The sequence below is a fragment of the Burkholderia sp. SJZ089 genome, from assembly GCF_007828315.1.
GTDB classification, from domain to species: Bacteria; Pseudomonadota; Gammaproteobacteria; order Burkholderiales; family Burkholderiaceae; genus Burkholderia; species Burkholderia gladioli.
Window position 1 is genome coordinate 1 of sequence record NZ_VIUM01000026.1, and the last position, 21,716, is coordinate 21,716.

Consider the following 21,716-nt stretch of genomic DNA (forward strand, 5'->3'; position numbering starts at 1 on the left):
GTAGCTGTCGGCGCCTCGCATGCGGTCTTCGCGTCTCGGGATCAGGGTGGCTATATCGTGACGAATCGGTCGAGGTATTTCAACGGCCTGCTAGGATTGCGCCGGCCGGCATGAATTCTAGGAACACGGCCGCCCCTTGCTGGCCCTCGATCGGCGACATATCCGTAAGCTCGACATAGGCGATGCCTGCTCCATAGCCGAGACCGGCACCGAGCACGACGCCCATCGCCGCAAACGCGAGGATAGCGAGTATGGACCGCAGGCTCGTCATTGTGCCGGACTTGCCGCAGGGTAGCGCCTGTTTGTCAGGCAGGCGTTCAACCAGGCCGGCTCGTCATTCATCATCGAGATCATCGCCTCGGCATCCAGTTGAGGCAGGGACCGATCGTAGGTTACGGGGCTCTTCGCATCGGGATGGAGGTTCCAACCGGCCTTCGCGCCCGGAGGATCGTCGTCATCGTAGCAACTATCGTTGTCATTGCAGGTCGCGGCGAGCTTCGGCGTCCCGTCGACGATGTCCGCCTCGCTCCTGGACGCGTAAGTGCGGTACGTCGCCCAGTCGAGCCCCTGGCCGCAGATGCGATCCTTGCTCTGGAGAAACCGCGTCGCATAGCATTGATAGTTGAGGCTGCCGTCCGGGTTTTCTGACGGAACGAACTCGCACGACGTTTCGAAGCCTGAAAACGGGCCGCCCGTGAAGCGGGAGGCATACCGTCTCTGCTTCAATGCACTCCCGATCAGATAGGCCTGCCCGGAACCATCCTTCATGCTGCCCGTTGGACCGGCCCCCGCTAAAACCGGATACGGGGTAACGCTTAAATTATGAGGTAGTCTTCTGCCTATGTTTAAGCCCAACCACAACTTAGAACCGGTCGAAGTTCTGACCCAGCCGGAGCAACGCCGCAGGCGTTCTGTCGAGGAGAAGCTCGCGATAGTGCGCGAGACGTTCGAGCCCGGCGCGACGGTTTCCGGTGTTGCTCGTCGCCATCAGGTGAATGCAAACCAAGTCTTCGCCTGGCGCAAGCTCTATCAGGATGGAAGCCTGTCGGCCGTCAGTGCTGGCGAACAGGTGGTGCCGGCATCGGACCTTGCCGAAGCGATGAAGCAGATTCGCGAGCTTCAGCGGCTGTTGGGCAAAAAAACGATGGAAGTGGAAATTCTCCGCGAAGCCGTGGAGTACGGTCGAGCAAAAAAATTGATTGCGCGCTCACCATTGCTGCCGGGGGACGACCGTTGAAGACGGTCTGTGATGTCCTGGGTGTGTCGCGCGCGAATCTCGCGGTCAAGTCGAAGCGTCCTGCCGAGTGGGTCGACCGGCGCAAGACGCCAGTTCTGGATGACATGCCGCTCGTCACCGAACTGCGAGAGCTGGTTGCCGACCTGCCCACGTACGGCTACCGGCGCGCATGGGCGCTGCTGAGGCGAAGCCGGGACGCGCTGGGCCAACCTCGCGTCAATGCAAAGCGGGTGTACCGCGTCATGCGTCGCCACGGGCTGCTGCTCGAACGCCGAGCTCGTCACGTCCCCTCGACGCGTCGGCACGATGGCAAGGTCGCGGTGGACAGAAGCAACGTGAGCTGGGCTGCGACCACGGGCGGCTACACCGGCGACATGGTGCGCGACGTGATGCTTCAGGCGGTCGAAAACCGTTTCGCCGGTGCGTTGAAGGCTGACAGCGAAATCGAGTGGCTGAGCGACAACGGTTCCTGCTACATTGCCGACGAGACGCTAACGTTCTCGCGGGAAATCGGCCTGAAGCCGGTCACGACACCCGTCAGAAGTCCGCAGAGCAATGGGATGGCCGAGAGCTTCGTCAAAACGATGAAGCGTGATTACGTTTCGTGGATGCCCAAGCCCGACGCCCGAACGGCGCTGCAGAACCTGGCCATTGCGTTCGACCACTACAACGAGTCGCATCCGCACAGCGCCTTGAAATACCGCTCGCCGCGCGAGTTTCGCCAGCGAGCAAATTCTCCAACCTAAGCGTGACCGCGTGTCCGGTTATGCAGGGGCAAGTCCATACGCTCGCCCCCCCCCCCAGTGGACGGATATAACAATTCAGTCACAATTTATCCTTTCGTTTACCTAACATCAATCTTGCGGGGTCCCGCTTTTGAGCCTCGTGCCTACCGAAAGGTATTTGCTGGTGGCCCGAGCATCGGTCCACCAGCTTTTTTTCATATCCATTGCTTTGGTAGGTAAGCCGACCTGGGTGGCCAACGGTTCGAGCATGCACGACTGAGAAAGCAGTCGGTAGCGTTCGCCCAGGTGCTATTTCGACGTCGACTTCGAGCGCTAGCGTCGCGAAGAGGTGATGCAGTACATCTACAGATCCATATGCTCGGCGAGCTCATCGCGTTCTGCAACGCCCACGGCGGCAGCTGGTGGCGGGCCGTGCCGCGGATCGGCGCCGGCCGCGCGCGGCACCTGGTGGCCTGGCTGCGTCGGCACGCCCCGACGATCGGGCTGACGGCGGACGCCAACGTCGACGCGCGCGACCCGCTCGAGGCGCCCGCTGGCCAGCTGATCGAGGTCGGCCGCGCCGGCACGCTGGCGCCGCTCGAGCGCACGGCCCGTGCCGCACCCGCTCCCGGGCGCGGCCGGCACCCCGGCGGCCACCAGCCGCGCGGCGCTGTTTCCGTACATCGCGGCGCCCCACGACCTGGTCGCCGTGCGCGCCTACCTGTACCAGTACCGCTACCAGCCCAAGACCCTGCGCGCCTATACCAAGGAGCTCGAGCGCTTCTTGCCCTCGGCCGGGACGGTGCGACGCGTGCCGCTCAGCGGCGTGCTGGTGGATGACTGCGAGGCCTACAAGGACTTTCTGCAGACGCCGGCGGCCGACTTCGTCGGCGCCCGGGCGCCGCGCCACTCGCCGCGCTGGCGCCCGTTCGCCAACGGCCAACTGAGCGGCGCTACGCCGTGCGCGCGCTGCGCGCCGCGTTCGCCTGGCTGGTGCAGGTGCGCTATCTCGCCGGCAACCCGTGGACGGCCGTCACGAATCCGCTCGTGGACACGCGGGAGCGCGGCCTGCAGGTCGAACGCACTCTGGCGTCGAATTCGGGGTCACGCCACGCGCCAGGCGCACCAGATGCACGACGGCGCCACTGGCCTCGCCGCGGCGCAATGGCGGGTCGCGCTCGCGGCGATGTTGCTGATGGCCGAATCCGGGCTGCGCCGCGAGGAGCTGGCCGGCGCCGAGCGCGCGGCGCTGAGAATCTCGCCCCATGCCCTACCCGGCCAGCCCGTCTGGCAGACGACGATCGTGGGCAAGCGGCGCGAGGAACGCACCGTGCCGGCCCGCATGGCCCTGGCCGAGCTCTCGCCCCACACGTTTCGGCACACGTTCGGCATGCAAGCCGTGGCCAGTGAGGTCCCGCTCGATGTGGTGCAGAAGGTCCTCGGCCACGCCTCGCTGCAAACCACCTCGATCTACGTCCAGGCCGAGCAGCAGCCGATCATGCAGGAGGCGGGTCGGTAATTCGCGCGGAACGACGAGCTTATGGCTGACAAGCAAGACTGACTGGCGACAGAGCCATCCACTCGGGCAATGCGCTTTATCGGCACCATCGGCCATAAAAAAAGGGCCACCCGCGGTGGCCCACCAACGTCTCAGATTACCTGCTTACCTGCCACCTGTCAGACGGAGGCAATTCCGAGTGTAGTCCAGGGCCCCGCTCCCCTATGTCAAAGATTGCAAAGCGAACAACCGACGCAGTTCGCGCCATCACGTTCAGGCAAAAAAATCCGGACCGGGGACCGGGATTGAAAACTGGGGATGCGGACATCAACAGTGGTACCAGCGCACCGCAGCTGATGATCGTTGCCGAGAAACGGTGTCCGTGAAATGAGCAGCGGGTCTTTGTCATCTGACCATTATAGCCGCATGCATCACCAAGTTGACATTGCCGTACTTGATCGCCATGCCGACTGCACGCTGAACTATCTCGACGAGGAGCAACACGGCGCCCCATCTTTTTAGTCGCATTGTCAGAGGGGCGTATTATCGAATCGCTTCGATACCCGCTCGAATGATTTAACAGTAAATTCACACGCCGCGCCAATCGGGATTCATCATGCCGCTCGTTTCCGCCCTTACCTACGACGCACTAACGTGCCAAACCGAAAGTGTCATCTGTCAGTACATGCAACGGGCGAAGGCGGCCCCCTGCACATCACGGCAACAGATCTGCGAGGATATCGCCCTCGGCGCCTTCGTCTTATGGTCCCACCTCGCCTGCGAAGCGGCACTAGCCAGCCCCTGTTTGACCGCGCTCCGCGACTACGAGGCCGATATGACCCGGCTCGAAGCGCTGACTAGGACATCGCGTCGTTTCCCGATGACCGCGTCACCCTCGGAGTAAAGTTGATTGGAGCACGGGCCGCCGGCGGCTACCGACGGATAGCCGGATCGCGAGATATGCCAACGCTGCACATTCACGAGCCCATGTGCCCCGGCATCAAGTTGGGCGATCGGATTGCAGAGGTTAGCGTCGAGCGACCACGCGGTTGGTTTCCATCTATGGCCCCCAACCGGCAGATCGCCTACTCCTTGATCAGGAAGCGATCCCGATCTTTTGCGTTCTTGATCCACTCCGGCGGCCGACCGCGGCCAGACCATGTTGCGCCGGTCTTCGGATCAAGATACTTGGGACGAAATGGAATTTTTGCCGACGCTCCACGCTGTCGGCCGAAGATATCCCGTTCGGTCATCCCATATTCAGCCACCTTCGCACGCACCTCGTCGAGTGCGGCCTGGAATTCCTTCAGGCGCGCCGCTTCCGCTTGTTCAGCGAGGGCGTCCATTTGTGCCTTCAGCTCGTGGTACGTCGCCATCCTTTGCTCTCCTGACTGTCCAACCTACCGGCGCCCTTCTTCATCTCGGTAGGGCCACCGTTGGGTCATGCCTCGCCCAAATGGACTAGGACACCAGGCAATCATTTCAAGTTTCATCCGACGATCCGCGCATGATATTTTTCGCTCTCCTAGCGCATGCCACTGCTGGACAGTTGACTTAGATCGTCGTGACTTCGGGAGCCTCGCAACGGCATTTAAGGTAGATCGGACCTATCACGAGCGACTTCTTGCATATTGCCAAGCGCCACGTAAAGATCCCTTAATTTTTCAAGTCCGATTTGGCTCTCGATTGCCTGATACTGACACTCGATATGAGGTTGTACTCTGGCTATCAAGCTTTGGCTACGCACCGTCAGCTGAATTTTTGCGCCTCGCACACCCCAGTCCGACCGCTTTCGCGTGATCAAGCCATCTCGCTCAAGCCGCTCGAGTATGCGCGTCAGGCTGGGCTGCAAAATATAGCATCGCTTCGCGATTTTCACCGCCTCGAGCCCCTGTCCCGCCTCGCTTTCCAGCAACCACAGAATGCGCCACTGCTGCTCAGTGAGCGTGTGCTCATTAAGGATGGACCGAATGGGAGCAAGCAGTGCCTCACGCACCTCTTGAAGACGAATGATCAAGGCGTGAATATCGTTCATGCGGGCAATGTTCCATCGCTCGGTCTTCTCCGTCAAGCGACAACTCGACGATCTCGCCAACAGCGACAGTGGCTGCTCTATAACGATTATCGCCCCCCAGTCTCAACGTAATCAGACACCGCTTGACTATTTCAAGTCTCGTGCGGCGAGCCGCGCATGATACTTCGCGCTCTCCTGACGCATGCGCTGCTGTTCGGCGTTGACGTAAATCGTGGTGGTCTGCAGCGAGCCGTGGCCCAGCACCTGCTGAAGCACCTCGATCGCCATGCCGGCTGCGGCCGACTGCGTCCCGAACGTGTGCCGAAACGCGTGCGGCGAGGTGCCCGCCAGCTGCCGGCGCGCCGACTCCTCGAGATCCGGCAATTGCTCGAGCAAACGCCCGAGGGCCCGCGTCACCACCCGCCGTGCCGCGCGCGGCGTGTAGCCGGCGATGCGGGTCACCTGGCCGGTATCGGTCACCCCATATTTCTCCCGGCCGGCGGGGGTGGGCGGCACCACGGTCGGCGCCACGAGCGGCAGGCCGTCGGCCGCAGCGCCAGGCGCGTCCAGATCCAGGCCACGATCCTGCCAGTGCTCACGCAGGGCTTCCACAGTGTCCTCGGTCAGCGGCACGATGCGCTCCTTGTTGCCCTTGCCGACCAAGCGCAGCATCCAGGTCGCGGGAATCTCGTCCTCGGCCGGCCACCACTGCAGCCCGCCCCGCTCCGCCGTCACAGCCTCCTCGATCCGCAGGCCCGCGTCACCCATCAGCAGCACCAGGGCCCGGGCCACACGCCAGTCCGGCCCCTGCGGGCCGAATCCTTCGGCGCGATCGGCGAGCTCCGCACGCACGCGCGTCCACACGTCGATCGGCAGCGCCCGCTGCACTTGCAGTTTGGTTGCCCGCTTGACGGGCTTCGGGTCGGCCACGGCGACCCACGGGTTGCCGGCCAGGTAGCGCACCTTCACCAGCCAGTCGAACGCCGCGCGCAGCGTGCGTATGGCGTAGCGCTGGCTATCGAGCGACAACGGCGTCAGGGCGAATGGACGCCAGCGGCCCGAGGCACGCGAGGCCGGCGGCCCGCGAAACGCCTCCGACGGGTTCGCCAGGAACGCCTTGTAGGCCTCGCAGTCGTCGACCAGGATCGAGGACATCGGCCGGCCGCGCTCCAACACGCACCACAGCACAAAGCGCTCGAGCTCTCGCCAGTACGCGCGCTGGGTCGCGGCCTGGCCGTCATAGCGGTGCAGGTAGGCGAACACGGCGTCCAGGTCGTGGGCCGCCGAGATGTAGGGAAACGCCGGCGCGCGGTTCAGGCCCCGGGCGCCGGCCAGGTCGTGCGGTACCACCAGGCGGTGGATCGGCACCAGCTGATCCCGACGCAGCGCGACGCGCGTCTCGGGCGCGGCCAGCAGCGGATCCACGCCGTCGACGTCGGCGTCCACGGTCTGGCCGATCGTCTCGGCGTGCCGACGGAGCCAGTCCACGACCGTCCGGGCCCGGCCGACGCCGATGCGCGGCACCGAGCGCCACCACGCTCCGCCGCGGCGGTTGCAGTACGCAACGAGCTCGCCCACCGTGCGCACCTCCACCTCGGCCAGGCGCTGCGCGACCAGAGGCCGGAACCAGCGCGCGACGGTGTGATGCGCCGCCGGCGCGGCCTTGGCCCAGCTGCCGGCCGCCAGCTCGATCATCTGCAGCGACACGGGGCTCAAGCGCGGCTCGCCGTACTTGCGAATCGACGCCTGCAGGTGCTCGACCAGGACGGAGGACCCCTCGCGCAGCGCGATCGACACCAGGTCGTCGCGCATGGTGCGCAACAGGCGCTCGACGTCCAGGACCTCGTGCTCCTCCGGATCGAAGTAGAGCCGCGCGATGGTCGCGACCGGCAGCCCTTTCACGCGCGCGCGCAGCGCCGTGAATTCGGTGCGCGAGTAGGTTCGGGGCGGCGGCAGCTCGAGCTGCTGCGGGCGGTTGGCCATGGTCAGGTCTTGGTTGCTGCGCGACGGGTTAGTAGCGGGAATAGCTTGAGCCAGTCCGCATCGGACACAGCATCGATTTCCAAGATCGCGGCGTCCCGGGCGTCATCGATCGTGAACGCGGCCACCCGGGGAATGCGCCGCCCCGTCTCCACCTCGGACACGGCGTAGTCGGCGACCACTTTCAAACCGGCCCGATTCGAGGGGTGAACGGCGAAGGTCCGGCCGCGGTGCTCGAACGGCACGCCGATCACCTCACACCGCAGCCCGTTCTCGAGCACGATCTCGAACACAATACCGTCGACCCGACGGGCGAGTGTGGCGGCGACAGCAGAAGAACTTTTCATAGGTCGTTTCCTGTGGGGAGCCGGATATATCGCCGGCCGACAACGAGGTGCCCGAGCTCGATGGTCGGCATCGGTTAGCCCGCCGGCGCCGGACTCGAATCGTCCACTGCCAAGGGGCTGGCCTGGTGGCGATCCAGCAAAAACGTCGCGGCCGCCACGGTCGCCTGCTTCACGAACACGGCGTAGCCTGGATCAAGCGGCGGCAAGTGACTCGTCGCGCCGTGGGCGGTACCGAAGTGGGTGCGCAGCGCGCCGATGCCCTGGGTGATTGACTGAATCCCGCCAAGCAGCTTTTTCACATCCTCTTCGGCCTCCTTCTCTGCCGGCCAGGTCAGTGTCTCCAGGCAAGCCTTCACGAGCGGCGACATCGATTTGTCTTTTGGCAGTGCCACGCCGCGCTCGCGCAGGATCTTGGCGCACACCGCCTCGAGGAACCGGCTGCAGCGCGTGAGCGCGTCAGCCGAATCGGCCCGTGTTGCGTCCACGGCGTCTTGCCATAGACGGTGCAGGTTCTCGTCTCCGGCGGTCGTAAGGCTGTCTGCCATCTCGGCGTCGATCACACCGGACTCATCCGCAAGGAGCGCGCGAACCGAGGCCAGCGCCCCGTCGAGCCGGCCCTCGATGTCGTCCAAGCCGTGCCCCCCTATCCGGCGGATGAGCGACGTCACCACGTCCTTGGCGGTGAGTCGCTCAAGCCAATGTGGAGGGCAGTTTTCCAACAGCCAGATGCCGTCGATCCAGGCGCTGAAATCGGTTTCGCTGGCATCGCTCGCGACCACCATCAGACGGTCGTCAGTGAAGCGCAGGCAGAGGTTCAAAGGTGGATCGTCGCTCCCGGGCAGCGGTTCCACGCGGACAAACGCGCTCTGACCACTGACCGATAGATGCCCGAATTCGGTTCGCATTGCATCAACCAGCTCGCGCAAACCCGTTTGGACTTCTTCGTGCTTGGACTGGACGCGTTTGAGTTGTGCAGCTCGGGCTTTGATCAGGTCTCTCATCTCGCTCTGTGCCGGTGCTCGGCAATGTGGTGGTGTTAGTCCTGTATCCCTGGTGCCTGCCACGCCTGGCCGCGGCGTTCGGCATCCACCCTACCAGTCCGCCCCATTGATCGCGGTCCACTCGCCGCAGCAGCCGACATCGCGCTTGTGCGGCACGCTGGCGAGCGCGAGCTGCAGGCGGCTCGGCTGACCGGCGTCGAGCGCGGCGCGTGCACGACGTGCGGCGCCCGGGCGAGCCGCGCGAACCCGATCCCGACCGGGTCGAAGGGGGCGCGCAGGGTGTCGGCCGCGCGCAATTGGATGCCGGTGTACATGGTGGTCCTCGCTGCCCTTTTCGGGACGGTGGTGGGTCGGGGTCGACGCACGGCGCCGGCGCCAGACTGCCCTGCTCGATCGGCTGGCGGGCCGCCGGACGCCGCGGGGCCCGTCGACCCCAGTTCGTCAAAAATACGGGTTAACCCTATATTCGGTGAGGCGTAATCCGACCCTAGGGCATTCTAGACCATTAAATACAAGTCCGCTAATGGTGCTTAGCGGACTTGATGACGCGCCAGAAAAACCCGGCCAAGGCCGGGCTCGCTAGGCGATCAAGCGGCAGGCTCATCGCTCGTCAACGAACTCCACGGGCGGCCACTGCCCCGCTCGCGGCGCGCCAGCTGCCGCCAACGCCATGGCGGCGGGATTCCACCGCCGTTCAAACGCGATCCCCGAACGGACGTCCGCCAACACCACCCACAGGCCCAAGCCTTGTGGACTCGGGCGGAGGGCAACCCTGAACAAGATCGCTGCTTTGCTCAGGCCCAGCGGATCCCTGCTGTGCGTGAGACGAACCTGTACGGCGAGCTCCGGCTGGGCGGCCTCGAGGGCCGCTACCTCGGCCCGGACCCGCGCGAATTCCATCGCGGCATCGTATGACATAGTGTTTCCCCTGAATAGGTAGATCGCGGGTCGCCGCCGCCGTCAGGCGGTCGGCTCGCCCCAGGAAGCTTGGTTGCGTGGCAGGGCACCGGCCGGGTCGTTCACGTCCAGGCGATCGCCCTCCCCCAACTGGTCCACGAACAGCACCAGGTTCGTGCCGCCCGCAGCCTGCGTCGAGCGAAACAGGATGCCCTTGGCGCCGGCGGCGATCGCCTCGTCGCCCAGCACCCAGCTGGGCGGCTCGATCCGCGCGTTGAACCAGTCGCGGCGCCAGTCGCAGAAGAAGGATTCCCACAAAGGCGGCCAGAGATCCGCGCGAAAGCCGCTGGTGAAATCGACCACGGGCGTCGCCGTGACTCGATAGCTCACCAGCGTGCCAGGCGGTAGCAGGGGCGACAGCTGCTGGTACTCGGCCACCGCCGTGGCCACCTCGAGCGCCAGATACAGCGCGGGCGTGCCGATCCGGTTCGCCCGGCCGCCGGCCCGGGCGGCACCCACGCCACTGGTGGGCGCCACGGCCCACTTGGGCACGTGCAAGCGATAGGCGGTAATGTCCTGCAGCGGCGTGAGGATCATCCGGCGGCGCCCGCCTCGAGCGACGCCACATAGCGCACCACGTCATCGGCGCGGCCGGCCGAGACCAGGGTTTCGGCCGTCTGGTAGTCAAACACGGCCAGCGGCTCGTTGCGATACCAGAACAGCGCGCGCTGGACGTCGCCCGACAGATCCGTCGCGGCGCGGATCACGCGGATCGCCTCGCGCAGGAACTGCTGGACGCTGGCCGACTGCGGCGCGCGGGCGACGGTGTTGCGGTGGACGTGAGCCTGGTCGGCGAGCGTCTGCAGGTCGATGTTGAGGGCCGCCACGTAGCGACGGGCCGACAGCACTGGCGCAGCCATGTCCGGCTCGCGCAACGCACTCAGGAATGCATCAAAGCTTGCCGGGGCCGGGCCGTCGGCTGGCGCGGCGGGTGCTCGGGTGGCTGCGAGGGTGCTCATGATGTCGCGCTCCTTTTATGCACAAATCATGAACAGTTATAGCACAGAAAACGCCCCAACGTACCACACCTGGTAAGGATAGTTATCACCTGTGCGATTTCGTCTCCCTGCCCTGCTCCCTTCGCCGCCGACGCCGCCTGGTTGTCCCTGCCCCACCGGCCCGGCCAAGAGATCGGCCCGCCAGCTGCACCGCCGCGAACGCCACAAACAGGCCGCCGCTCGAGGCAACCAGGACGATCGCCAGCAGCGCGCCGGCGGGATGGGTACCGGCAGTTAGGATGAGGTGGTCCAGCGCGTGGATCACGAGCAGGAGGTCGTGCATGGGGGCCTGTCTATGGCGCCGACGGGGCGGCAACAGGCATAGTGTTCCCCGGCGAGCGCCGGGAATCCTCCTGCGGGTTCTTCGTGGCGGTGCTCGAGCGAGCGCTGCGGCACCCCATCTCCGCTGCCGACCGACCACGCCGACGAAGAAAAAACCCGGCCAAGGCCGGACGTCGTGTCCCCTGCTGGACGGCATGACCGCGCGACGACGCCTGCCACCGAGGTCCGGAAGGGACCGCGCGGCGAGCCCGCCTTCCTCGCCGGCCCCAAAAAAGGGCCACGCAAGGTGGCCCACCGAAGCATCGTCTCAACATGCGATCGCCCGCCATGAGGGCGATCCGCCCCCGCAGGATAAAGAGAATCGCCTGACACGGTCAGCACGGGACAAATACCGCTGGATGGGGTCAGCCCGTCCCCTCGTCGTCTACCTACGCCGTCTCCCTGCCACGCCGATACGCGCTGGCGACGTCATCTTGGGGCAGTCGATTCGGCCGCACGTCGGGCGCCGTCTTCCGCCGATCATGGACCGTGGTGTCGTCGTCCGCCAGGCCAATCTGACCGCCCAAAATGCGACGCACACCGCCCTTTCCCAGCGGCAGTCTGTCATTCACGAGACTGCAAAAAAATGGGCCACCGAAGTGGCCCAACAACATCTCAGCTTGCCTGCCTGTCCGTCAGAGAGAGGCAGCTTCCAGTGTAGACCCGGCCCCCGCTCCGCGATGTCAACAATTGCAAAGTGATCGACCGGCGACAGTCTCTATCGCGGACAAAAAAATCCCGGACGGGTACCGGGATTGAACTTCACGCGACGAGAGAGGTGGCGCGTGGAGACCCGAGTCGATTGTACATAGCCGCCTCTCCAAATCCTACGAGGCATTGTCAAAGATGGGTAACTGCGCCGCGTACTGCTCTGCCCTGCGCGCGCAACCGGGGCCTGACGGCCCGCGCGACAAGAAAAAAGCGGGCCACCACAAGGGGACCCGCTAAGGTGCTACCGTCAGTCGGAATAACGGCAGCACGCCCCACTAAAACCGTCCCTCGCGCGACGTCGCCTGAACCCGCACGCGGGCGCCCGGTATCAGTCTCCGATGGGCTAGTGGCGCGCGCCATATCCACCAAACACCCGCGCCAAGCTGCTTTGCAGGGCCACTACCGTGGGCGCCTCACCGCCCGCCATCTTCAACTGGAACCACGCCGTCGCGTGCTCGAGCGCGGCACGCTGGTGTCGCTCGGGCACGCCTGCTCCGGACAGATACTCGGCAGCGAACCTCGCCACGGCGGCGGCATCAACGAGGGCCGTCGGATGGCCCTCCGTCGGCTGAGAGATACGGTGGGTGTCGTTCATGGCAAAACTCCTTAGGCAACTACAGGGGCGGGTCAACATCCATTCCGTGGTTCAAGACGCGAATCACATCCAGCGTGGTTGCGGATTCGCGGTAAAAGACCTCGTGCGAGCCCACCCGAAGACGGCAAACCGCATCACGTGCGTCGCCTGGTCGTCCAGGCGAGGCACCGCGCGCCAACTGCTCAAGCGCCGTCACAAGCTCGCTCACGTCGCGTTCGCAGTACGCTCGTGCCCCGGACTCGAGCGCGTGGACCCAGATATTCTCTAGGTCAGCCTCGGCCAGGGGCGTGAGCCGCACCACCCGGGCCCTAACTCCCATGCTTGGCGCGCAGGCGGGCGAGGAAGGCCTGACCATCGAACGCCGTCGGCGCCCCGGAATCCTCCCCGGCGCGGAGTGCTTCCTGCAGCGCACGCAATTCCGTTTCTTGGGTCTCGAGCAGGCGCAATCCGGCCCGCACCACGTCACTGACCGAGCCGTAGCGGCCAGATGCCACCTGACTGTCCACGAACTGAGTCAAATGGTCTCCCAACGAGATCGACGTATTGCGCGGCATCATGCGGCTCCTATCCAGTTAGGTTAGATTTTATACCAACAATTGGTATTATTTGTGTCGAGCCATGCCGCGCGTGAGAAGCATAGTTATCACCTGTGCGATTTCGCGTCCCTGCCCTGCTCCCTTCGCCGCCGACGCCGCCTGGTTGTCCCTGCCCCACCGGCCCGGCCAAGAGATCGGCCCGCCAGCTGCGCCGCCGCGAACGCCACAAACAGGCCGCCGCTCGAGGCAACCAGGACGATCGCCAGCAGCGCGCCGGCGGGATGGGTACCGGCAGTTAGGATGAGGTGGTCCAGCGCGTGGATCATGAGCAGGAGGTCGTGCATGGGGGCCTGTCTATGGCGCCGACTGGGCGGCAACTGGCATAGTGTTCTCCGGCGAGCGCCGGGAATCCTCTTGTGGGTTCTTCGTGGCGGAGCTCATGCGCACCCTGTTCGGCCACGCCGTGTCGTCCAACGACCTACGCCGCCACTTCGCCACGCCCGGCCGGCGCGCGAACGCCCTGGCCGCCTGGCTCGCCCCCCCAGCTCGAGACGCTGCAGCGGGCGGCCGAGACGTTGCGCCTCGAGCTCGACGCGGCCTGGCGGGTCTTCACGCAGACCGCGGCCGATGCCGCCGGTCAGATCCGGCGTGCCGATCGACGGCCCGTTGGATCACAGCCGCACGAGAGCTGAGGCTGGCCATCGCCGATGGCGGCAGGTTCTGATATCTGAACCATCCATTCTGATATCGGAACGCCCGCGGCAATGATGGTCGGCGCGTCCGCAGGTCAGCCCACGCAGGCACAGGGCACACCTCTGTAATTCGCATTGGCACCGTCCCAGTCTATTTGCCTGCACCCAGACCGTCAGACGGGGCTTCCGGCACCTAGTCCGGCGGAGACGTGGGGGTAGCGCAAAGGCCACCGGTTCGAGGTGATCCACCACCCATCCTCCGATCGAACCAAACATCGTTGACCGGATAGCTATCTGGTAGCGAGCAACTAAACTCTTACGCGATTACCTCGAGGTGGCGCACACCGCCCTGCACGGCGTCGGCAACCAAGCGACGATCGAAGGTCGCGAGGGTACCGCCATGCCTACGTGCGAGGGCAAGAAGATAGGTGTCGGTGACCTGGTCTGTCGCGAGTAGGCGGCTTGCGTCGACGAACTCAGGATCCAGAAGGCTCAGATCGTCGGACCAGAACTGATGACCGGGATGCGCACGCAATTGCGCTACGAGCGGGGCCACTGCCGCCGGAGTCTCCAGCGTATTTGGATAGCGAGGGTTGCCGATGATGCGCAGTACACCGTTTTCTGTCATTGGACAGGTCGCCCAGGCCGTGTGCCCTACCCGTCCAAACCAACCATGTGCGGCGTCATGATGCACGTGGCCGGTATCAAGCAGCGCAATTAGTACGTTGACGTCCAACAGGTAGGCCATCAGGGCGCCTCGTCGCGCAACTGATTAACCAGTTCGAGAGTGACCGGGCGCGCGCTTCGCGCGTTCGGCAACACTGGCAAACCGTTGCGCACCGCTGGGGCAGCTGCGGCTGGCTGCAGACTGGCACGAGCGAGCGCAGACAGTACCCTTCCGATCGAGACATGTTCGCGCTCTGCGCGCGCGCGGACGACGGCGAGCACATCGTCGTCAATATCAAGGGTGGTTCGCATCAGATGCCTCCTTTGTCATCACGCATCAAACATCAATAGTATAACAGCACCGCATCAAACATCAATCATCACTGCCTCTCGGCCACGAGCGGATAATGGCGGCATTGTTCCGGCGCCGTGATCCCTCTTGTGGGTCCTTCGCGGCAGTGGCTGCTCTTCGTGTGGACGACGCTTTAACGCCTAGCCGAACCGCCGCGCTGCCGCGTTGCTCGCGCCCGGGGTGAGACACCGCGGCGGTCGAATGAAGTCGGGTGGCTCGCGTTCAATGCGGGCCGGCGCTGTCCGGGGAGCACTGTTTGACGCTCCGGACGAATGTCCGTGCACTGAGGGCTCCTGAGATTCTAAAAGAGGTATGTTGGACGTGAGATTCTGCGATCTGACTCGCCCTATCTAGGTCTACGAAGTTCCGCGACGACGGTGATCAGCGCGCTCGTAAGTAAATCCAGGGAGGTTCGCCCAATCCAACGCACGTCCCGTCGCCGAGCTCGCATCTAGACAGTCGGTGCAGGCAGGCCCGCGAGGTCGCCAACGGCCAGGATCGCCAGAAAGCAGCCGTCCTAAATGGCCTGGGCCGCGATCCACCGATCGTCGTAGTGTCGGGCCGGCAGACGTGCGGCTTTCCTGGCCGCTGCAGGCACGGCGAACGCGGCGAACTTGCATCGGATGATGTCGAGTCGGCCGGCGTCCAATCAGGCTCAGGTGCGCCGCGCGGCGGGAGCGCTCCGCCGGTTCGAGCCAGCGTGCACGTCGAACGGTCGGTCCGGGCACCCGGATCGCTTGACCGCCTCCCTGCAATGGGGACCCTGACCGCAGAGAAGCGGCCACCTCAGCCTTCGTTAAATGTTCTATTACAAGCAGTGCCAGTGGCCCGCCGGCGCCGAGGTCGACGTTGATACGTATCAACGCCGGCGTCTATGCAGCGGCTGCGGGTCGTTTTCTCCGGTGAGGCGTCACTTGTTGATACGTATCAACGCGGGCTGCACTCACGACGTCAATTCGAAGTTCGGCACCGAGCCATCCCGTGTTGATACGTATCAACCATGGCCGATTAGCCGTCGGCCCTTCGTCTGAGCATCTGCACCGTGTTGATACGTACCAACAGCAATGGCCTGGTAAGCCAACGTCGCCGCGAGTTGGTTCATCGTAGGCATTGAACCGTAAATTTTTCAGAAAATACTTCTAACTTTTTATTCCATAAAGTATAGTTACAAAAATTCCTAAAGGAGCCCGAAGATGAGTGCGTTGGTCGTTGCAATCGCAAATCAGAAGGGAGGCGTCGGAAAGTCGACGATTACGGTTAACCTTGCGAGCGATCTAGCGGAGCGTGGATACCGAGTTCTCGGGGTAGATGCCGATCCCCAAAATACTCTCTTGCAGTGGAGCGCCGCATCAGGTGACGAAGACGAAGGATTGAAATTCCCGGTCGCCAACCTCGCGGCAGCCGGCAAGATGATTCATCGGGAGATCAAGAAATACATGAGCGATTACGATTTCATCGTGGTCGACTGCCCGCCGTCTGTTGAAGACCCTAGGCCTGCGGTTGTGCTGATGATTGCCGACCTCGTGGTTATGCCCACGTCCTCGTCTCCTACGGACTTCTGGTCGAGCCGGGGGTTCATCCAGCTTATTGAGCAAGTGCAGGTAACGAACGACTCTTTGAAGGCCGTATGGTTGCTGAACAAGGCGAAGCCGAAGCGACTACTGACGCGTGCTCTATCCAAGGCGATCGCGGATACAGGAATTCCTGTCCTGGAAACAAGCTTGAGCGACAGGGAATCCTTCAAGCAAGCCGCAGCTTATGGCGTTTCCGTCGCGGCTCTCAGCGACAAAGGCGCCCGTGCAGCACGCGACGAAATTAAAAAAATTACTGACGAAATTCTTGAAGTTTTGGGCGCTGCAAGCGTCAAGGAGTCCGCATAATGAAATCGCGCCGCAGCCTTGATGCAGGCTTCACCGTCGAAGTACCCGCCAAGAAAACAGCCATCGACCGTTTCGCTGCGGTAGACGCCATGGTGGGCATTGATCGCGAAAAGAGGGAGATCGGAAACGGGGATCCTCAGGCGACGTCGCCTGAAATTGCCGCTGTACCCGTGGCCAGCTCACATCAGTACCGGAAGTGGTGCATCGAGAATAATTATGAGCCGGGGAGGGCGATCCCGTTGCCATTGGCGAAGGTAAAGTCGAGCCCCTTTAATCCTCGTCACTTCTACCGAGCCAGTTCCATCACAGCTTTGGCCCTTAACATCTCCACCCAAGGTCAACAGCAGCCCGTTCATGTGACTCCGGACTACGTCTCCGGGGATGGCTATTTCATAGTCGACGGAGGGCGCCGGACGAGGGCTCTTAGAGAATCCAAGGAAACGACGGTCCGAGCCATCGTCGTCGACGTCCCACAAGGCATCGAAAGCTACAAGCTCGGGTACGACCTAAACACACAGCACGAAACCCAAACTGTCTTCGATGATGCCGTTGTTTGGCGGCGACTATTAGACGAAGGTCACTTCCCCAGTCAGACCGCGCTCGGCGAGCAGCTTGGCGTCGACAAATCGGTTGTTACCGCGACTCTGTCTGTGGCCGAGTTACCCGAATCTCTGATCGAGGCAATGCTTGAGCATCCGAAAGTTTTCGCGATGAACATGGCGTACGCGGTGGTCAAATACTTCCGCAGCGCGGGAGAGAAGGACACTCGTATTCTCATCAGGAAGATCATCGACGAAGGATTAAGCGTCCGGAAAGTAACCGACCTGGTGAAGAAGGCAACCGAAGCCAAGGTCTCAGACGGCAACCGCCAACGATATTCAGAACGCGTCGACGTAAAAATGCACGGAAACATTAAAGTGGGCGACCTGCGTGCATACGGCGAAGACAAACTGCGGCTCGATCTTCATGGCTTGCCTCGCGAACTTCGGGACCGTATCCAGGCCCATCTTGTAGAGCTCCTCGAGCGAGAGATGCGAGAGGCCGAGGGGAAAGCAGGCAGCTAGTTTCGTTAGAAGCGCGGCAACGCGGCTACTGTCTCTCGAGGCCCGCCGCACCCCAATATGCGCGCACCTAAAAGTGACTTTTCCCGACCTAGAGGTAAGCGCGCTCTTCCGGTGACGTTTCCCGACCCACAAACGCCCAACCATGCGAAAGGTGACGGACCTCGACCTGAAGGTGACGTTTACCGACCCGAAGTGTCTACTCACATCTGCGATAACGTTCTTCCGGTGAGACCGAACGCACCGACGACGAAGATTCGACAGAGTCGCCGCTGTGAGGTCGGAATCCGTCACTTTTAGCCAGAAGCCGTGCCGGCCAGGCCCGCCTGCGCCCGTCGTGACGAACGATCCTTATCGCAGCTAGGAGCACTGGCATGCCAGAGTAAGGTCGGAAAACGTCACCTTAGACGCCAACGGAAAGACAGACCAACTATGCTTTGGAAACGCCCGGGTCGGTAAACGTCACCTTTAATCGCTCGTGCTGAGTCGGAAGACATTACGTAGGAAAGTGGCGGCGGGTCGGTAAACGTCACTTTTGAATACCCGCCCGGGTCGGAAAGCGTCACCCTTCGTCGGCTCGGCGACCCTCCAGTCGCAGTCTCCACCGCGCCTGCCTTGCCGTTGCTTTACCTTGAGCAGCTTGCGGGTCGGTAAACGTCACACTTGAGCCGTGTTCTGGAAGAAAGGCCGCTAGATGGCAACGCAACGGTATCCGACAGCGGGTTCGGGGTCTGTTGTTGACTCGCTACGTTTTCTGAAGGGGCTTTTGTAAAACAGTTTGTAGATCCTTTAGTAAACCCTTTTGTAGGCGACCTCGCCATTCGCCAGAAGCCTTGTCCCGTATGGCTCTGTGGGCAATGCTATTTCCTGAAAAGTGACGTATACCGGGCCTGCGGTGACACGTTCCGACCCCAGGTGGACATATACCGGGCCGGGCGTGACGTTAACCGACCGTTATCCACATCGGTGACTTGCTATAGCGACGCGTCACCGTATAATTGTGACGCGTCGCGCCTGACGTCACATTTTGGAGCGTTCAATGGCAAAAAAGCAGCCGGCCGATCCGGCGGTATCGATAGTCGATCTCGAGCCGATTATGATGGCCGAGTTGGACGAGCCTGCTCTCGACGGGGATGGAAAGGTTAAGGGTACCGTAGCGATGAGCCGTGCGCTGGTAAATTCCCAGCAAGGCCTGACGTTGAATGAGAAGCGTGTGATGATGGCGGCGCTTCGTTCGGTCGACAGCAAGAAATCGCCGTACTTGCACGGACAACGAAACGGTTACGTCTGCGTTCGTGTGCGAGTTGACGAGTTCGCAGCGCTTGCTGCCCTCGCGCCTCGGTCTGGAGAGAAGCAAGCAACAGCCGCGTATGAGGGATTGCGAGACGGTTGCAACAGCTTGCAGAAGCGAACGCTGACCTATATGGACGGGCCGCGGAAAGTGACGCTGAACTGGGTTTGGAAGGCGGTCTACCACGAGGGAGAGGGTTGGGCGGAAATCTCGTTTTCACCGGACTTGACACCGCATATCTTCATGCTGCAGCGCCGGTTCGTTTCGTACCAACTGGAATTTGCGCGTGGACTGCAATCGATCTACTCCTGGCGCTTGCTTGAACTCCTGATGCGCGAGCGTGATCGTGGGCGATTGTTGATCACCCTTGATGATTTTCGGAAGACACTCGAAATACCCGATACCTATCGCTTCGCGGACATCAAACGGCGAGTCATCGATATGGCGCTGTCGGAACTGAACAAAAAAGCTGACCTTGTTATCGAGTGTCGTGCAGTCAAGGTCGGGCGCGCAGTGAATTCTCTGGATTTCACCTTCGTTCAAAATCCCCAACGTTCGCTCGAGCTCGACGTCGCCGCGTGACCGGACGGTTGCCCAACAAATGTGACGGATTCCGACCCATGGCATGGCCGGACCATGTTTTGTGGTCGCTCGGCTGAACTGGCTCGTTCTTCCAACCGTGTGCTGCGCGCTGCGCATCTTCTGTCGAATGGTAGGGGCCGCATTGACTCGCCGCGTAGATAGGGACGCTGCCTGCTGATATCCGTTGGTCGCGATCTGAGCGCGTTGGCGTCGCGGCGTCAGAGCGCTTGCCATGCGAACACCGCCTCTTCCACACGTTCGAATTCTCGATAGCGCCATTCCTCGACCTGTACTTGGGCGCTCGCTTAGACCAGCGGGATCCCTGCTGCGCCGAGGCGGACTCGACGTCGCCCACGTTCGGACTTGCCGTTGATGGGCATGCCGGCATGCCGGCGTGCCGCGACGGCGTCGATATGCCGACGGGGCCCTTGCCGCGTCTCGGCTGGAGGAGGGTACAGGCCTTTTCTTGGTGGCTTGGGAGTATGGTGCGACCGGAGGGGCGTGAGATAGTGGGTGAGCGCTATGACCGTTAGTTGCATAATTACCCTTCTTTGCAAAACTTGACTGCGCTGACCTCGAGAGTCGTGTTCGGGCAAAGGGCGCGCACACGCGCGCGTTGAGGCCGATGCCGGGGTATCCGGCATCGGATGATTTACGCGCACTTAGCGGTGCGGCGGGCATAGCCCGCCGTGGCGCTTAGTGCCTGCCGCAGGGGAACGCGTGCGCCTCGATGGTGTGCACGTAGGCGGGCAAGCCCGCCCCTCTGAGGCGGAGCCTCAGCTCGATATGGGGCGGATAGAGATAGGTTCTGATTAAGTCCCGACAGCTAACCGCCACCCGTACCGACAGTTAAATGCACTTATCCACATGCGCTGACGGCCGAAGGCTCGCCGCGCGCTGGCGAGTGCGACGCGACGTGTGGAAAACGGAGGGAAGGTTCGGGCCCAGGCGTCGGCCTGGCGAGGTCGACGCGAATGCGGTTCTCGCTGGCGCGATGGGAAGGGCAACAGGGGACGCTGCGAGGTTAGGCGGGTGGGGCGACTTGGTTTCGTGCGATCCGGAAGCACCGGTCCCGGTCCCAATCGGGATGTGCGGCTTTGAGCTCGCCGGCGCGGATCATCACCGCGCGCTCGAGCTCGGCCCGACGATCGCTTTCAGAGAGTCGGCCACGCGCCGCGGCTTTCGCCTGCGCGGCCGCCAGTGTGTCGGTCAGCTGGGTGAGCAGCTGGCCAGCGCCGGCGCCTACCTTGCGCTCGCGCTTTCGTGCGGCGTCTCGCCGGCGTTGCGCACGCAGATGGGCACGCGTGCGCTCGTGGCGCAGCCACTTCCCGAGGCCGAATTGTTCGAAGAGCGCCGGCGTCACATACCGAATGGCAGCCAGGCCGCGATATCGAGGTCCATCTTCGCCGACCTGGAGCTCGCATTGCGGGCGACTCTTCACGAGCCGGGCCGTGACCAGGTCCCGCAGTGCCCGTTCTGCGCGGCGGACTGAAAGGCCCGCCTGTTCGGCCAGGTAGGGCAACGTGAAATCCACCCAGCCGCCCTGCGCCGGCACCGCGATACGCAGGGTGGAGACGTCGCAGAACTTGATCAGCGCGCGCACCAGTTGCACGCACGCGACGCGGCGCTCGCTGCGCTGCTGTCGCCGGCTGCCGTTGGCGGCGTTGAGAGACGGGAGCCAGGCCTGCGGCGTGTCGAGATAACGGCCGAGGCGCTGTTTCAGCTCGCGCAGAAGGCGCGGGCTGTTGGTGGGCGCCGGGCAGGGGATATCGGCCGGCCAGACGCGGTCGGGAAGCGGCACGCGCGAAATCGGCGCGCGCGCGTCCGCCGTCAGGCAATGAGCACCGGCAGCGGGTTGATGCGGATTCAACGGTGGAGCGGCTGTCAGCGGCAGCGCACCGGGAACCGGTTGCGTCATCGGCTTGCTCAGTTCGTCGCCGACGTGCTCCGTGTCCAGGTTGCTCGATTGGTAGCCTTGGATAGGACACGGCTTCGCATCCCGGCTGCTGCCTCGTTCACGCTCGCGCTCGCGGTTTGGCCCATCTGATTTTCTGTTTTCACTTGGCGTGTCGTTCTTCGTTTCGTTGTCACATGGATGTCGCTTGACAGCACCAACTTCCGGACTAGAATCGCCCTTGGTCTGATGTGGCGGCACCCCCTTACACCGTCGCTAACATCGCTTACGCCCCGACTTCAACTCGGGGCGTTTTTTTTGGTTTTCCTTTCAAATTTCCCTTCTTTCGTCTGACACAACATCGCGGAAGTCCTGCCT

21 protein-coding genes and 1 pseudogene are annotated in these 21,716 nt (G+C 63.1%); 6 read left to right on the top strand and 16 right to left on the bottom strand.

Going from position 1 to position 21,716, the window contains the following annotated elements; all coding sequences use genetic code 11:
• Positions 1-79 precede the first annotated feature (79 nt).
• Together FB600_RS33040 and FB600_RS33045 are read right to left on the bottom strand one after the other, a co-directional pair.
• Positions 80-226 carry a hypothetical protein gene (locus FB600_RS33040; protein WP_186831695.1) on the bottom strand — a complete coding sequence of 49 codons (147 nt, stop codon included), beginning with the start codon at positions 224-226 and terminating at the stop codon, positions 80-82.
• A gap of 41 nt (positions 227-267) precedes the next feature.
• The gene (locus tag FB600_RS33045; RefSeq protein ID WP_145758051.1) at positions 268-768 is read right to left on the bottom strand and encodes a hypothetical protein; all 501 of its coding nucleotides are present in this window, start codon (positions 766-768) and stop codon (positions 268-270) included.
• 73 nt (positions 769-841) lie between these two features.
• Here FB600_RS33045 and FB600_RS33050 point away from each other — a divergent pair.
• From FB600_RS33050 to FB600_RS33055, 3 genes and pseudogenes are all read left to right on the top strand, one after another.
• A protein-coding gene (locus tag FB600_RS33050; protein WP_244102838.1) for a transposase occupies positions 842-1,983 on the top strand; the annotation gives its coding sequence in 2 pieces (ribosomal slippage) (positions 842-1,196 and positions 1,196-1,983; 1,143 coding nt in all).
• A gap of 354 nt (positions 1,984-2,337) precedes the next feature.
• A pseudogene (locus tag FB600_RS37950) lies at positions 2,338-2,433 on the top strand (phage integrase family protein); the annotation flags it as partial.
• 238 nt (positions 2,434-2,671) lie between these two features.
• Entirely contained in the window at positions 2,672-3,481 is an 810-nt protein-coding gene (locus FB600_RS33055; RefSeq protein ID WP_244102837.1) for a site-specific integrase, read from the top strand.
• 1,064 nt (positions 3,482-4,545) lie between these two features.
• On the opposite strand, the gene FB600_RS33060 is transcribed toward FB600_RS33055, so the two are convergent.
• The 13 genes from FB600_RS33060 to FB600_RS33120 all read right to left on the bottom strand — a co-directional run bounded on the left by FB600_RS33060 (position 4,546) and on the right by FB600_RS33120 (position 14,590).
• A complete protein-coding gene (locus FB600_RS33060) occupies positions 4,546-4,836 on the bottom strand; it encodes an H-NS family nucleoid-associated regulatory protein (RefSeq protein WP_145758049.1) in 291 nt (96 codons plus the stop codon).
• Positions 4,837-5,051: 215 nt separating this feature from the next.
• Entirely contained in the window at positions 5,052-5,531 is a 480-nt protein-coding gene (locus FB600_RS33065) for a MarR family transcriptional regulator (protein ID WP_145758048.1), read from the bottom strand.
• Between the two features lie 90 nt (positions 5,532-5,621).
• Positions 5,622-7,457: a site-specific integrase gene (locus FB600_RS33070; RefSeq protein ID WP_145758047.1), complete on the bottom strand. Its 1,836-nt coding sequence runs from the start codon at positions 7,455-7,457 to the stop codon at positions 5,622-5,624.
• 2 nt (positions 7,458-7,459) lie between these two features.
• A complete protein-coding gene (locus FB600_RS33075; RefSeq protein ID WP_145758046.1) occupies positions 7,460-7,801 on the bottom strand; it encodes a hypothetical protein in 342 nt (113 codons plus the stop codon).
• Positions 7,802-7,875: 74 nt separating this feature from the next.
• On the bottom strand, positions 7,876-8,802 hold the full coding sequence (locus FB600_RS33080; RefSeq protein WP_080757352.1) for an abortive infection family protein: 927 nt from the start codon (positions 8,800-8,802) through the stop codon (positions 7,876-7,878).
• 960 nt (positions 8,803-9,762) lie between these two features.
• Positions 9,763-10,296, bottom strand: coding sequence for an RES family NAD+ phosphorylase (locus FB600_RS33085; RefSeq protein WP_105819138.1), 534 nt, complete (start codon positions 10,294-10,296; stop codon positions 9,763-9,765).
• Complete coding sequence (locus tag FB600_RS33090) at positions 10,293-10,718, bottom strand: DUF2384 domain-containing protein (protein ID WP_105829743.1); 426 nt, start codon at positions 10,716-10,718, stop codon at positions 10,293-10,295. The genes FB600_RS33085 and FB600_RS33090 overlap by 4 nt, the downstream gene beginning before the upstream one ends.
• A gap of 85 nt (positions 10,719-10,803) precedes the next feature.
• On the bottom strand, positions 10,804-11,040 hold the full coding sequence (locus FB600_RS33095; RefSeq protein WP_105829742.1) for a hypothetical protein: 237 nt from the start codon (positions 11,038-11,040) through the stop codon (positions 10,804-10,806).
• 1,092 nt (positions 11,041-12,132) lie between these two features.
• Positions 12,133-12,384 (bottom strand): hypothetical protein, encoded by a 252-nt coding sequence (locus tag FB600_RS33100; RefSeq protein ID WP_105829741.1) that lies wholly within the window; start codon positions 12,382-12,384, stop codon positions 12,133-12,135.
• Positions 12,385-12,403: 19 nt separating this feature from the next.
• Positions 12,404-12,739 carry a type II toxin-antitoxin system RelE/ParE family toxin gene (locus tag FB600_RS33105; RefSeq protein WP_315898367.1) on the bottom strand — a complete coding sequence of 112 codons (336 nt, stop codon included), beginning with the start codon at positions 12,737-12,739 and terminating at the stop codon, positions 12,404-12,406.
• Entirely contained in the window at positions 12,693-12,938 is a 246-nt protein-coding gene (locus FB600_RS33110) for a type II toxin-antitoxin system ParD family antitoxin (protein WP_036030950.1), read from the bottom strand. The genes FB600_RS33105 and FB600_RS33110 overlap by 47 nt, the downstream gene beginning before the upstream one ends.
• Before the next feature lie 990 nt (positions 12,939-13,928).
• Positions 13,929-14,360: a TA system VapC family ribonuclease toxin gene (locus FB600_RS33115; RefSeq protein ID WP_105829738.1), complete on the bottom strand. Its 432-nt coding sequence runs from the start codon at positions 14,358-14,360 to the stop codon at positions 13,929-13,931.
• Complete coding sequence (locus tag FB600_RS33120) at positions 14,360-14,590, bottom strand: CopG family transcriptional regulator (protein ID WP_080959587.1); 231 nt, start codon at positions 14,588-14,590, stop codon at positions 14,360-14,362. The genes FB600_RS33115 and FB600_RS33120 overlap by 1 nt, the downstream gene beginning before the upstream one ends.
• A gap of 1,233 nt (positions 14,591-15,823) precedes the next feature.
• On the opposite strand from FB600_RS33120, the gene parA reads away from it, so the two are divergent.
• The 3 genes from parA to FB600_RS33135 all read left to right on the top strand — a co-directional run bounded on the left by parA (position 15,824) and on the right by FB600_RS33135 (position 19,444).
• Positions 15,824-16,510 carry a ParA family partition ATPase gene (gene parA, locus FB600_RS33125; protein WP_036052663.1) on the top strand — a complete coding sequence of 229 codons (687 nt, stop codon included), beginning with the start codon at positions 15,824-15,826 and terminating at the stop codon, positions 16,508-16,510.
• Positions 16,510-17,574: a ParB/RepB/Spo0J family partition protein gene (locus FB600_RS33130; protein ID WP_164720694.1), complete on the top strand. Its 1,065-nt coding sequence runs from the start codon at positions 16,510-16,512 to the stop codon at positions 17,572-17,574. Before parA ends, FB600_RS33130 begins: the two co-directional genes overlap by 1 nt.
• Before the next feature lie 1,036 nt (positions 17,575-18,610).
• A complete protein-coding gene (locus tag FB600_RS33135) occupies positions 18,611-19,444 on the top strand; it encodes a replication initiation protein (protein ID WP_013691736.1) in 834 nt (277 codons plus the stop codon).
• 1,024 nt (positions 19,445-20,468) lie between these two features.
• On the opposite strand, the gene FB600_RS33140 is transcribed toward FB600_RS33135, so the two are convergent.
• The gene (locus FB600_RS33140; RefSeq protein WP_105829736.1) at positions 20,469-21,362 is read right to left on the bottom strand and encodes a Crp/Fnr family transcriptional regulator; all 894 of its coding nucleotides are present in this window, start codon (positions 21,360-21,362) and stop codon (positions 20,469-20,471) included.
• Positions 21,363-21,716 lie beyond the last annotated feature (354 nt).